Source organism: Nocardia amamiensis NBRC 102102, assembly GCF_001612745.1.
Taxonomy (GTDB): Bacteria; Actinomycetota; Actinomycetes; order Mycobacteriales; family Mycobacteriaceae; genus Nocardia; species Nocardia amamiensis.
The window spans coordinates 1-12,265 of record NZ_BDBA01000146.1 but is presented as its reverse complement, the minus strand read 5'-3'; the positions used below and the strand labels follow the sequence as shown (position 1 = coordinate 12,265).

The 12,265-nt window shown below is 66.6% G+C and carries 11 protein-coding genes; 7 read left to right on the top strand and 4 right to left on the bottom strand.

Annotated features, from left to right (window positions below; genetic code table 11):
- The first annotated feature begins 191 nt into the window (after positions 1-191).
- From NA4_RS25005 to NA4_RS24995, 3 genes are read left to right on the top strand one after another with little or no spacing between them, the layout of a single operon-like run.
- Complete coding sequence (locus NA4_RS25005; RefSeq protein ID WP_245671579.1) at positions 192-749, top strand: hypothetical protein; 558 nt, start codon at positions 192-194, stop codon at positions 747-749.
- Positions 746-1,885 (top strand): radical SAM/SPASM domain-containing protein, encoded by a 1,140-nt coding sequence (locus NA4_RS25000; RefSeq protein WP_067474762.1) that lies wholly within the window; start codon positions 746-748, stop codon positions 1,883-1,885. The genes NA4_RS25005 and NA4_RS25000 overlap by 4 nt, the downstream gene beginning before the upstream one ends.
- 8 nt (positions 1,886-1,893) lie before the next feature.
- A complete protein-coding gene (locus NA4_RS24995; protein ID WP_067474759.1) occupies positions 1,894-2,547 on the top strand; it encodes a hypothetical protein in 654 nt (217 codons plus the stop codon).
- On the opposite strand, the gene NA4_RS24990 is transcribed toward NA4_RS24995, so the two are convergent.
- The 4 genes from NA4_RS24990 to NA4_RS24975 all read right to left on the bottom strand — a co-directional run bounded on the left by NA4_RS24990 (position 2,544) and on the right by NA4_RS24975 (position 6,911).
- Positions 2,544-2,924: a hypothetical protein gene (locus NA4_RS24990; protein ID WP_067474756.1), complete on the bottom strand. Its 381-nt coding sequence runs from the start codon at positions 2,922-2,924 to the stop codon at positions 2,544-2,546. The genes NA4_RS24995 and NA4_RS24990 overlap by 4 nt on opposite strands.
- A gap of 4 nt (positions 2,925-2,928) precedes the next feature.
- Positions 2,929-3,396, bottom strand: coding sequence for an NUDIX hydrolase (locus NA4_RS24985; RefSeq protein ID WP_067474753.1), 468 nt, complete (start codon positions 3,394-3,396; stop codon positions 2,929-2,931).
- 451 nt (positions 3,397-3,847) lie between these two features.
- Entirely contained in the window at positions 3,848-5,473 is a 1,626-nt protein-coding gene (locus NA4_RS24980) for an MFS transporter (RefSeq protein ID WP_067474806.1), read from the bottom strand.
- A gap of 190 nt (positions 5,474-5,663) precedes the next feature.
- Positions 5,664-6,911 carry a PucR family transcriptional regulator gene (locus tag NA4_RS24975; RefSeq protein ID WP_067474803.1) on the bottom strand — a complete coding sequence of 416 codons (1,248 nt, stop codon included), beginning with the start codon at positions 6,909-6,911 and terminating at the stop codon, positions 5,664-5,666.
- 144 nt (positions 6,912-7,055) lie between these two features.
- Here NA4_RS24975 and pruA point away from each other — a divergent pair, with 144 nt between their 5' ends.
- The 4 genes from pruA to NA4_RS24955 all read left to right on the top strand — a co-directional run.
- Positions 7,056-8,693 carry an L-glutamate gamma-semialdehyde dehydrogenase gene (gene pruA / locus NA4_RS24970; protein ID WP_067474750.1) on the top strand — a complete coding sequence of 546 codons (1,638 nt, stop codon included), beginning with the start codon at positions 7,056-7,058 and terminating at the stop codon, positions 8,691-8,693.
- Positions 8,693-9,652 carry a proline dehydrogenase family protein gene (locus NA4_RS24965; RefSeq protein WP_067474747.1) on the top strand — a complete coding sequence of 320 codons (960 nt, stop codon included), beginning with the start codon at positions 8,693-8,695 and terminating at the stop codon, positions 9,650-9,652. Before pruA ends, NA4_RS24965 begins: the two co-directional genes overlap by 1 nt.
- Before the next feature lie 464 nt (positions 9,653-10,116).
- Positions 10,117-11,571, top strand: coding sequence for an amino acid permease (locus NA4_RS24960; protein WP_157129285.1), 1,455 nt, complete (start codon positions 10,117-10,119; stop codon positions 11,569-11,571).
- A 197-nt stretch (positions 11,572-11,768) separates the two neighbouring features.
- Positions 11,769-12,265, top strand: a 497-nt coding sequence (locus tag NA4_RS24955; RefSeq protein ID WP_245671578.1) for an amidase family protein, incomplete at its 3' end; no start/stop codon positions are given.

Sequence of the window (12,265 nt, the reverse complement as noted above, 5' to 3'; positions counted from 1 at the left end):
GTTTTCGCGCAGTCGGCTGACCCTTAGCCAGTCACCCAAAAGTCCACTAGGGAAAGGGGTAAGCCGTGGCATTGACCCTCGTCGTTCCGATTTTCGGGCCACCAGCCGCAGGCAAAACGACCCTGACACTGCGTCTCGGATCGACATCAGGTCGCCGAGTATTCCGGCTGCGCGAACACGTCTCCAAGGAGGTGCTGGCCGCGACGGCGACCAGCAGCGAACAACTCGGCTGGATCGACGAGTTCACCGTGGCCAAGGCGCTGCGCTCCTACTTCAACGCTGCCCACGACGACCTGGACGTCCATACCGTCCTGCTCGACAACTTTCCGGGCTCTGCCAGCCAGGCCGACCAACTCCTCACGGTGCTGTGCATGCTGACGCCGACGCCACATATCGAGGCGATTGAAGTGGTCACGGACGCGAAGACGCTCAAGCAGCGGGCCAGAAATCGCAAGGTCTGCCACCGCTGCGAGCGCGACCCGATCTCCGATCCGCGGTTGCCAGCGATTCCGAGCAACGACGACCCGTGGCAGTGCGCCCACTGCGGCGGCCTCCTGCATCCCCGCCGTGGTGATTCACCCCGGCTGCTCAAAGCCCGGATGCAGCGCTACCACCACACGGCAGCCGGAATCCGAGCGGGCTTTACCGACTCCGGGATCGCCGTCACCCAGCTCGACACCACCAACACGATCGACGGAGCAGCAGAACTGCTTGCGCCGCTTCTTATCTCACGGAGTAGATCACTATGACGACTGTCCCCTTGCCAACACCCGGCCTCCGAGGTGATGGCTACGGCCACGCCCGCATGCCGCGCCGGATCGACCTCCCCGCGCCAGAACGCATCGACCGCGTGGCCTACGGCCGCTTCCGTAACGTCTACCTCTACATCACCGAAGCCTGCCAACTGCGCTGCAAGCACTGCTACATGGGCGAGCGGCTGGAGCGGGCGCTCAAGATGCCACTGCCGAAGATCGCTGAGACACTGACCACCTGGCGCAAGTTGGGCGGCAGCAAGCTCACCCTCCTCGGCGGCGAACCGACCCTGCATCCGTACTACTGCGAAGCCGTGCGACTCAGCCGCCAGCTCGGCTACGAGCACGTCATCACCACGACGAATGCTCAGAAATCCGCGCTCAAGAAGTTCCGGCAACTGGGACCGGACGACTTCGCGTACGTACAGGTCAGCTTGGACGGTGGCAGCGGGGAGACGCACAATGCCGTGCGCGGCGCCGGCACTTTCGACGACGCGATGGAGACCACACGCGAACTGGCCGAGCGCGGTTTCGACACCCGGATCATCTGCACTGTGAATAAGGCCAACGAACGAGATGTGTTGCAGCTGCTCGACATTGCGGACCTGTTGGGTGTCAGCCTGGTGAAGTTCCACGTCTTCTCGACCATCGGCACCGGCCACGGCAACGCCGAGATGGCGATGACGCCGCCGGAATGGGTGACGTTCTGCGACAACCTCAATCAGGTTGCTCCGGAATATAGAACACGAGTCTGGTACCAACCGACCTATGCCCGGCGCGACCAGATAGAGCGCTACGCGGCGGAGGGCTACCAGGGGTGCATCGGCCGGACCTTGGACCGGATCTCGATTTTCCCGGACGGCCGCTGCTACGTCTGCTCATACCTGTTCGACACCGACCTGTACTTCGCCCAGATGGTCGACGGGCACGTCCAGCTCAACCACAACACCAACGAGTTCGACCTGTTCACCAGCGCACTGGCGGAAAGCTCCTGCAGCGGCTGCAAAGCCAGCGCCTGCATGGGCGGCTGCCCCGCCGAGGAGCTGGTGATGGGCAAAGCCTCCTGCGAGGCATACGACGACATCGTGCCGGTCTGCCGCCTCTGGAAGTCCAGCGCCAAACCCGAAGAGTGAGGAGACCGATGGACGACATGGACCGGATCGCTGAAAATCTGTGCTGGATCGACTGGAACGACATCGACGACGTCGAACTCAACTGCCGCGAAGCCTTGAACGAACTCGCCGCCGAACCCCGGATCGTGCGAACGCGGCTGAAGCAGCTGCCCGATCGACCGGAACTGCTTGCTCTGTGCGAGCACTACGACATCCTCGGCAAGATCGTGCTGCACACCGATGACGATCACGGCGTGCGCATCCGGCTGCACGTCTTCCTGCCCGGCTACTTCGACCGGCCACACAACCACCGCTGGTCCTACGCCAGCCGCATCCTGCGCGGACGGTACCGGCACTACCTCTTCGGGAATACCGAGGTAGACGAGCACATCGAGCCCATGAAACTGCCGGTGTTGCAAGCACGTGAGGAGCCGGTGGGCACAACCTACGCCCTGCACCACACGATGGTTCACGCTGTCGTGGCCGAGCCCTACACGGTGTCGCTGGTAATCCGCGGCCCGGCGGTCAAGGACAAGTTCCTGGTGATGGACCGCAAGACCGGCGAGGCGTGGTGGCAGTACGGCGCGACACAGGAATCGGCAGAAGATGCGCTCCGCAAGCGGATGACGCCTGCCAGGCTGCAAGAACTCATCGGCTGCCTGGAGGAGTGGCAGTTGTTCTAGCTGGCGACGGATTGCGGGCGCGAGGCGATGAACGCTTGCAGCTCAGCCAAGGTCGGCAGCGGGGCATTCTGGTGTCGTGCGCACCGGAGCGCCCCGCTGGCCGATCCAAGCAGCATGCCACGATGCATCGGCCATCCGGACCGCCATCGGCGAACGTGCTGGCCTTGCTCGTCCTCGCCGATGTCATTGGAGATAAGCAACGATGGCGCTCCCAGGGATGCCAGCGCCGCCGCTGTCATCGGTCCGTCGGCCGCTACCGACCACTCAATAGCTCGGATCTCCGCCCCGTGGTTCGCTGCCGGAAATCGGGGCAGGTTCCACAGCTCCGCCAGCGCCAGGTAGCCCGCGCACACCACCGGGCCGGACTGGAGCGTCATAGCACTACCAGCCGTAGACCGAGAACGGTGTGCCCTCGGCGATGTGCTTCATTGCGGTCCGGCAGTAGTCGATCATGCGATCCGGCGGTGCGTCGAGCGCGAACCAGTCGAGGGCGCTGCACTTGTCGGGTTCACGGTTCTCCGGCTCACCCTGCCAATTGGTGACGGTGAAGAAGATAGCCATGCGGCCACCCGACGAGGAATTGTGCATGAAGTGGCTGAACTGCACGTCCTCCGGCTTGATCGTCACGCCAATCTCCTCGGCCGCCTCGCGGATCAGCGCGGTGACGACAGATTCGCCTGCCTCCAGGTGGCCGGCGGGCAGGTGCCATGCGCCGTCCTCGAACCCGGTGTTGTAGCGCTGCCCGTAGAGCACGGTGTCACCACGGCGCAGCACCAAGTGCATGTCGCCAGTTACCTTGTGCCGCTGCGGCTTTGCGTCCTGGTGCGTTTCGATTGTCGTGCTACTCATATGTGCTTCCTTTCGCTTAGATGTTGTCGTTGACGCCGCGCCACGGCGGTTGAAGCTTGTGAAGCGCCCCGAGCCTAATGCGCGGCCAACTTGGCGAATATGCGCCTGACGCATACCCGCAGGCGACCGCCGGTATAGAACCGTTCGGCCACCTGGATCAGGCTCAATCTTGGGACCGCCCTGTAGCGGGCCGGTCGTCAACGGGAGGAACCGGGAGGTGACGCAAGACCTGCGGCACATTCAGATTGAATCTGGCGCGCTGCGGCTGGACTATCGGGCCAGCGCCGAGCCGCCCGGAACGTGGCCGATGAGCTGGCGCAGTGCTGCCCAGGGCTCACGGTGACCGTCGATGACAACGTGCGAGCGGATCTTCCGCCGACTCCCTCGCGCGGCGCTCTGGGATTGATGCCTGATGGTTACGCCAGCCGGACTTCGTGGTAGCGCTTGATGTTCAACTCTTCGTGGGCGCGGCCTTCGTGTCCGGTGGGCCGACCGGTCGGCGGGGCAGCAGGCCGGTGCCGAACAGCGCGGCGATCGCGAGCAGAGCGGTCACAGCAAATGCCACTTGCAGGGCCTCGAGGCGGGCGGCGGAGTTGACCGCGAGGATGGCGTCGCCTGTGGTGTCATCGACGCCGGCATCGTCGAGAGCGACTTCCAGCTGAGTGTTGGACAGGAACGGCACTCCGTCAGCCAGATCCGTGGTGGCCTGCTCCTGCACGGAGACCGGAATTGCCGGATTGTTCTCGATGCCCGAGATCACGGACGAGGTGAGCGTGGCGATCAGGATCGACCCGATCAGTGCGGTGCCCAGGGACGCGCCGAGCGTGCTTGCGGTGTTCTGCAGTCCCCCGACCTCGGCACTCTCCGAATCGGGCACGGCGGATACCGTGACGGCGCCCAGTTGAGAAGCCAACGCGCCCAGGCCCAGGCCCATCAACAGCATCGGAATCGACACGACGCCCGCATTGGCGCCCGGATCCATTCCGGCGGCGAGGATCAGGACACCGACGATCATCGAGAACAGACCCAGGCGAACGACGCGTCGCGGATCGGCCCGCGGCAGGAACCGGGGAATGCACGCCGCAGCCAGGACCAGCGCGATGGAGAGAGGAAGGATCCGCACCCCGGTCTCGACCGCGCTGAGTTCGAGCACCACCGAGAGGAATAGCGGCACCGAGAAGAACACCCCGGCCTGTACCGCGAACTGCGCGAAGAACATGCTCAGGCCCCCGGCGAGCTGTCGGTTCGCCAGCAGGGCCGGATCGACCAGTGCGTCGCGACCCTGCGCCACCAGATAGGTCTGCCGCCGCAAGAACAGATACAACAGCAGCAGGCCACCGATCAACAGCCAGATGACAGGCGACAAACCGAGCACGGTAGGACCGTCGGCCTTTGTCTGCACCCAGCCCCATTCGCTCGACCGCAGCACGCCGTATACGACCATGCCGAGCCCGATCACGGAGAGGACCGATCCGACGAGATCCAGCCGGACACGTTCCGCGGGCGCATCCTCGACCCGGCGCAAAACCAGCAGAATCAGCACGACGACGACCACCTCGCCGAAGAAGACGTACCGCCACGACGCGAACGTGGTCACGGCACCACCGAGCAGTGGTCCTACCGCGACGGCCATCGCTCCCGCCGCCGCCACCAGTCCGTAGGCCGCGGACCGGCGTTCGGGAGGGAAGTTCCCCGCGACGAGGGCGACGATCGCGGGCATGATCAGGGCAGCGCCGATGCCTTCCAGCAGCGACCAACCCAGCAGGAGGATCGGCAGGTTCGGCGCCAGCCCGGTGGTGAACGAGCCCGCGCCGTAGATCACGAGACCGATCCCGAAAGCCCGGCGCCGACCGAGAATGGTGCCCACCCGGCCGCCCGTGATCATCAGCGAGGCCATCACCAACGTGTACAGCGTGATGGCGGTCTGGATTCCGGTGATCGTGGTGCCGACGTCCTGGGCGACGGTGGCCATCGACACGTTCATCACGGAGCTGTCGAGCGTCATCAAGAACTGGCCCGACGCCAGCACCACCAGCACGAGGGTGGAACTGGACCTCTCTGTCGGTACCGGCGACATGCGGCGCTCCTTCACCTCCCTGGTCCTGAATTCACCCGAATTGTTTTCAGTGCGGAGATCCGGTCGAGGTCTTGCGGTGATGGCGGGTCCGGCGCTCGAGTGGCGATTTCTACGCAGACCGTCCCGGCGCTGGCATCCACCAGCATCCTACCTGCGAAGACAGCCCCGCATAGGTCATCACGTACGACCGTCACGTCTCTGGCTCGGCCGAGCGGCGGTGCAGCGCGAGCTGAATCTCCAGTAACAGCCGGTCGGCGGGATCGCCGAGATCCATGCCGAGGATTTCCTCGACGCGGCGAATGCGGTAGCGCAACGTGTTCGGATGCACGCGCAGTACCGCGGCGGCGTTGCGGACGTCACCGTGTTCGCGGAGATAGGTCTCCACGCTGTCGCGCAGGCTCGCGGAATGTTTGCGGTCATAGTCCAGTAGCGCGCGCAGGCGTGGATCGTGCAGTTCGGCGCGCGAGCCGACGAGGTCCAGTACCTCGCCGAGCAGCACCGCGGTCCGTGACTCGGCGAGGGTGGTCACCCGATGCTTCGGGTAGGTGGCGACGGTGCTGTCCAGGACGCGATCGACCTCGGCTCGCGCGTCGGCTACGCGGGCGAGATCGGGGACGGGGCAGGCGATCGCGGCCCGCAGCGCCAGCGCGCGCTTCGCTTCCAGCTGTTCGACCAATTGCCGTGTCCAGGCGGTCACCGTCTGTGCGGAGCGGTAGCCCGGGAGCAGCACGTAGACGCGGTCGCCGAGCGTGGCAGTCACCGAGTCGGCGCGAAAAGAGCTGGCGCGCAGGCGAAGAATGCCACCGAGGGCGGTGGGCTCGGTGGTGGTGGCCTGCTCGGTGGCCGTGAGGGCGAACCCGACCACCGCGGCCGGACCGCTCGACGGAAGGTTCAATGCCCTCGCCACCGCCGTCGCGTCGACCGCGCCGCCTTCCGCGCCGAACAGTCGCCGGATCAGCAGCGCCTCGGTGGTCGGAGCGTCGAGGCTGCGGAAGATCAGGCGGGCCGCGATGGCGGCGGCGCCGCGGAGAACTTCGGCCGCGTCGGGCTTGAACGGAGCAGCGCCCTGCTGCAGCCAGATCGCGCCGAGCACTCGCGGAGCGCGGACATTCGCGTCCGCGGGATGCCGGATGCCGATCACCAGCCTGCGCTTGATGTTCAGCTCGTCATGCGCGGGCACGTCGATGACCTCGTCGCTGTTGCGCATGCGGTCGTACACACCCCACTTGCGCAGCACGGTCAGGTACTCGCGCGGTCCTTCCCGCCCCAGGATCGACAGCACGCGCAACTGGTCGGCGGTTTCGTCGGACGCCGAGTACGCCAGCACGTGCGAATACGGGTCCTCGATGGACACCATCCCGCCCGCGTTCTGCGCGACCATCTGCGCCAGCCCGAACAGATCGATGCCCGCCGCGAGCAATTCCTCATCCCCGGCCATGTCCATCCTTCGGCCAACTCGACAACGCACTCGCCCCATCTTTGTCCGACTGACTCATTCTTCGGGCAGTTTTCCGGTGTTGACTTCGCCGTACCGGAAATTCACCTAGTGCGCGCAGGGCTGATACCACCAACAGGAGGACAAATGGACAACGTCGTGTCGCCACCCCAGCCGGTCAACGAGCCGGTGGGCACCTTCGCCCCGGGCAGCGCCGAACGCGCGCGCCTGCAGGCGAAGCTGGCCGAGCTCGACGCGACACCGACCGAAATCCATCACGTCATCGGCGGCGAGCATCGGCACGGTCACGGCGAGCGGCTCGAGGTGGTCCAGCCGCACCGGCACGCCGCCGTACTCGGCACGCTCACCACTGCCGGGGTGAGCGATGTCGAAGACGCCATCGCGGCGGCGACCGCGGCGGCCCCGGGTTGGCGGGCGCTGTCGTTCACCGACCGCGCCGCGCTCTTCCTGCGCGCCGCCGACCTGCTGGCCGGACCGTGGCGCGAAACCATCGCCGCGGCAACGATGCTGGGCCAATCCAAGACGGCCTACCAGGCCGAGATCGACACACCCTGTGAGCTGGTCGACTTCTGGCGGTTCAACGTGCACTTCGCCCGCCGCATCCTGGCGGAACAGCCGATCTCGGCACCCGGTGTGTGGAACAAGGTGGACTATCGCCCGCTGGAGGGCTTCGTCTACGCGATCACGCCGTTCAACTTCTCCGCCATCGCGGGCAACCTGCCCACCGCGCCCGCGCTGATGGGCAACACCGTCGTGTGGAAGCCCGCCGTCACCCAGTCGGTGGCGGCCTACTGGACGATGAAACTGCTGGAGGCGGCGGGTCTGCCGCCCGGCGTCATCAACATGGTGCACGGTGCGGGACCCGAGGTGTCGGAGGTCGCGCTCGCCGATCGCCGCCTCGCCGGCATCCACTTCACCGGGTCGACCGCGACATTCCAGCACCTGTGGCGCACGGTCGGGACGAACATCGACCGCTACGACACCTACCCGCGCCTGGTCGGCGAGACCGGCGGCAAGGATTTCGTCGTGGCGCACAGCTCCGCCGACCCCGATGTGCTGAGCACGGCGCTGATCCGCGGCGCGTTCGACTACCAGGGCCAGAAGTGCTCGGCCGCCTCGCGCGCGTTCATCCCGAAGTCGGTGTGGGCCAGGATGGGCCGCGAGTTCGTCGACCGGGTCGCCGCCCTCAGCTACGGTGACGTCACGGATTTCACCCATTTCGGCGGTGCGCTCATCGACCGGCGCGCCTTCGCCAAGAACGCCGACGCTCTCGCACGCGCCAAAGCGACCCCGAGCCTGACCATCGCCACGGGCGGGCACGCGGACGACAGCGTCGGCTATTTCGTCGAGCCCACCGTCCTGCTCGGCGACGACCCCACCGACGAGGCATTCCGCACCGAGTACTTCGGCCCGATCCTGGCCGTGCACGTCTACGACGATTCGGTGCGCGGATCGTTCGAGTCCACGCTCGACCTGGTGGACAAGGGCGCACCCTACGGCCTCACCGGCGCGGTCATCGCCGACGACCGCGCGGCCGTCGTGACCGCCACCGACCGGCTGCGTTTCGCGGCGGGCAACTTCTACGTCAACGACAAACCCACCGGCGCGGTTGTCGGGCAGCAGCCCTTCGGCGGGTCGCGCGCGTCGGGCACCAACGACAAGGCAGGCTCGGCGCAGAACCTGCTGCGCTGGACCTCCGCTCGCACGATCAAGGAAACGTTCGTTCCCGCGACCGACCACCGTTACCCGCACCAGGAGCTGTGATGGCTTTCTCCGGACTGCTCCGGCCCGCCGTGCTGGCGGCCTCCCGTTCCCCGCGCCTCGAGCGCACGATCACCCGCATGCCGGTCACCAAGAAGGTGGTCGACCGCTTCGTCGCGGGCGAAACCGAGGACGCCGCGGTGCGCACGACCGCGGCGCTGCTGCGCTCCGGACGCCTCGTGACGATCGACTACCTCGGCGAGGACACCACCGATCTGGACCAGGCCCAAACCACCGTGGCGCACTACCTGCGGCTGCTGTCGGCACTGTCGAAAGGCCGGGCCGAGGACGAGCAATCCGTGCGACCGCTGGAGGTGTCGCTCAAACTGTCCGCGCTGGGCCAATCGCTTCCCCAGAACGGGTATGCCATCGCCCGCGAGCACGCGCATCAGATCTGCACCGCCGCGAGGGACGCGGGCATCTGGGTGACCATCGACGCGGAAGACCACACCACCACCGACTCGACCCTGGCGATCGTGCGCGAGCTGCGCCTGGATTTCCCCTGGCTGGGCACGGTTTTGCAGGCCTATCTCAAACGCACCGAGCAAGACTGCCGGATGTTCGCCGGTACCGGATCGAGGATCCGGTTGTGCAAAGGCGCCTACCGTGAACCCGCGAAGGTGGCGTATCAGAGCCGAGCTGCGGTCGACGAGTCCTACGCGCGCTGCTTGCGGGTCCTGATGGAGGGCAAGGGCTATCCCATGGTCGCCACACACGATCCCGCGCTCATCGACGAGGCCTTGCGGTATGTGCACGAAACCGGCCGCGCTTCGGGCGACTTCGAATTCCAGATGCTGCACGGCATTCGCGACGCCGAACAGCGGCGGCTGGTCGCGGCGGGCCACGAGCTGCGCGTCTACGTGCCCTACGGCGACCAGTGGTACGGCTACTTCATGCGCCGCTTGGCCGAGCGCCCGGCCAACATCGCCTTCTTCCTGCGCTCATTCGGCCGGGACCGCTGATCTGTGCCTGATCTGCAGCGGCGCGTGTTCCCGTCCCCTGATGGGTGTTAGCGGGTCGTCCGTCGGGCAGGCTTGCTTCCGGTAGCGGCTGGCGGGTGAGCACTGTTGCCCCCTTGGGCTTCGAGTCCTGACACAGATCGCGCCCCGCTTGTGGCTCGCGTCCGAGCGACGGCCGCTGGTGACTTCGTCGCGGACATGGCGGCCACTCGGACGAGAGCCGGGCCGCGAACGGGCAATGCTCGGTCTCACTTCACTCGAACGCAGCGGCTGGCCGATGTGGTCGCCCATTGCACGGACGCGTGCATATCAGGCGCAGCGGCCGTTCGCAGCGCTGCACAAACGGCCTGAACTTTATTTGTCCAACTGAACGATCACAGCGCTGCTGTGGTCGTATTGAGTAGGCAGCTGGAAATGTGATCTGCGTTACTGCCTCTTCGCGTACCGCCGTGGACGAAAGGATGTACATGTCCCTCGCGCAGCTACGCAGCCAGATGACGCGCCGCAAACCGCTCGGCGAGATCGAGGAGGAGTCCGCTCCCGCCGACGAGCGGCTGGCGCGGTCGCTCGGTTTGTGGCAGCTCACGGCGATCGGCGTCGGCGGCATCATCGGCGCGGGCATCTTCACCCTGGCCGGTGCGGTGGCGCACTCCGTCACCGGGCCTTCGGTGCTCATCTCGTTCCTCATCGCGGGCGTGGCCAGCGGCGCCGCCGCCCTGTGTTATGCGGAGTTCGCCGGGATGGTGCCCAAAGCCGGGTCCGCCTACACCTACGGGTACGTGTCGCTCGGCGAGATCGCGGGCTGGTTCATCGGCTGGGATCTGCTGCTGGAGTACATCGCGGTCGCCGCGGTGGTCGCCATCGGCGTATCCGGGTACTTCAAGTTCTTGCTCGAGGAAGTCGACATCACGCTGCCGGACTGGATGATGGGCGCTTCCGGCACCGGCGAGGGACACGTGATCGACGTGTTCGCGGTGCTGTTCTGCCTCGGCACGGCCTGGCTGCTCTCCCGCGGCATCCGCAGCGTCGGGCGGTTCGAGACGGTCGCGGTCGGCATCAAAGTCGCCTTGGTCGTGCTCATCATCGTGCTCGGCGTGTTCCACATCGACAGCTCCAATTACACCCCGTACTTCCCGTTCGGCGCCGGTGCGGTGTGGACCGGCGCGGCCACCGTCTTCTTCGCCGTGTTCGGCTACGACGCGATGAGCACCGCCGCCGAGGAATCCACCGACGGAAAGAAGCACCTGCCGAAGGCGATCATCTATTCGCTGGCCATCGCCATGGTGCTCTACGTGCTGGCCACCTTGGTACTGACCGGCATGCAGAAGTACACCGAGATCAGCCCCACCAGCGGATTCTCCACCGCCTTCGAGTCGGTCGGGCAGCCCGGCGTCGCGAACATCATCGCGGTCGGCGCCATCGTCGGCATCGTCACCGTGGTGCTCACCTTCATGCTCGGCGTGACCCGTGTGTGGTTCGCCATGAGCCGCGACGGCCTGCTGCCGGAATGGTTCGCCAAGACCCATCCGGTCCGGAAGGTGCCCACGAGGGTGACCTGGATCGTCGGCATCGGATCGGCGCTGATGGCCGGCTTGCTGGACATCACGGTGGTGGCCGAGCTGACCAATATCGGCATCCTGATGGCGTTCATCGTGGTGTCGGTCGCGGTGATCGTGCTGCGGCGCACCCGGCCCGACGAGCCGCGCGAGTTCCGGCTGCCGTTCATGCCGGTGGTCCCGCTGATCGGCATCGGGTTCTCGCTGTACCTGATCTGGTCGCTGCCCTGGGAGACCTGGGCCAGGTTCGCGGCCTGGCTCGTCGTCGGCCTGATCGTCTACTTCGGCTACTCGCGCACGCACTCCAAGCTCGAGCGCACCGGTTCCGCCGCGCCGGCGGGCCCGCAAACCTCCGAGGGGCACTGACGCCAGCCGCTCGGAAACAGGCCGGGTGGGTGGACCGTCCACCCACCCGGCCTCGGCGGATGCCGCCGGTGAACCGATCCGGCTCGCCGAGAGTGTTCCTTGCGGAATGGTCGCTCGACTCCATACGGTCGAGGTGTCGGGCATCGATGCCGGGGCCATACGTGGCGGCTCGCAGGGGCCGAGAGGAGCGGTAGCGGATGGAACTCCAGGACGTCGTCGAGTCAGGCGTGCTCGAACAGCGCGAACTGCTGGCGCAGGGGCTCGTTTCGGCGCGACAACTCGTCGAGGCGACCCTCGACGGCATCGATGCGGCCGCGGATCTCGGCGCCTTCAGCCACGTGCTGCACGCCGAAGCCAGGGCCGAGGCCGCCGAGCGGGATCGCGAGCGCGCCGCGGGCGAGGCGCTCGGACCCCTGCACGGCGTCCCGATCGCGGTGAAGGACGAGTTCCACGTCGCCGGTGTGGCCACCACGTTCGGCACCCGGGCGAATGCGACGCCTGCCGTGGCCGACGCCGAGGTGGTGCGCAGGTTGCGCGCGGCAGGGGCGGTCATCGTCGGCAAGACCGCGATGCCGGAATTCGGGCAGTGGCCGTTCACCGAGTCCAGCACCTTCGGCATGACGCACAATCCATGGGATCCCAGCCGCTCCACCGGCGGGTCGAGCGGCGGGTCCGCGGCGGCGGTGGCGGCCGG

What these genes read in the sequence shown, in the direction of transcription:
- pruA (WP_067474750.1), top strand. Translation starts at nt 7,056, where the DNA reads ATGGACAACGTCGTGTCGCCACCCCAGCCGGTCAACGAGCCGGTGGGC.
- NA4_RS24975 (WP_067474803.1), bottom strand. Translation starts at nt 6,911, where the DNA reads ATGGCCGGGGATGAGGAATTGCTCGCGGCGGGCATCGATCTGTTCGGG.
- NA4_RS24980 (WP_067474806.1), bottom strand. Translation starts at nt 5,473, where the DNA reads ATGTCGCCGGTACCGACAGAGAGGTCCAGTTCCACCCTCGTGCTGGTG.
- NA4_RS24990 (WP_067474756.1), bottom strand. Translation starts at nt 2,924, where the DNA reads ATGACGCTCCAGTCCGGCCCGGTGGTGTGCGCGGGCTACCTGGCGCTG.
- NA4_RS25000 (WP_067474762.1), top strand. Translation starts at nt 746, where the DNA reads ATGACGACTGTCCCCTTGCCAACACCCGGCCTCCGAGGTGATGGCTAC.
- NA4_RS24960 (WP_157129285.1), top strand. Translation starts at nt 10,117, where the DNA reads ATGTCCCTCGCGCAGCTACGCAGCCAGATGACGCGCCGCAAACCGCTC.
- NA4_RS24995 (WP_067474759.1), top strand. Translation starts at nt 1,894, where the DNA reads ATGGACGACATGGACCGGATCGCTGAAAATCTGTGCTGGATCGACTGG.
- NA4_RS24965 (WP_067474747.1), top strand. Translation starts at nt 8,693, where the DNA reads ATGGCTTTCTCCGGACTGCTCCGGCCCGCCGTGCTGGCGGCCTCCCGT.
- NA4_RS24985 (WP_067474753.1), bottom strand. Translation starts at nt 3,396, where the DNA reads ATGAGTAGCACGACAATCGAAACGCACCAGGACGCAAAGCCGCAGCGG.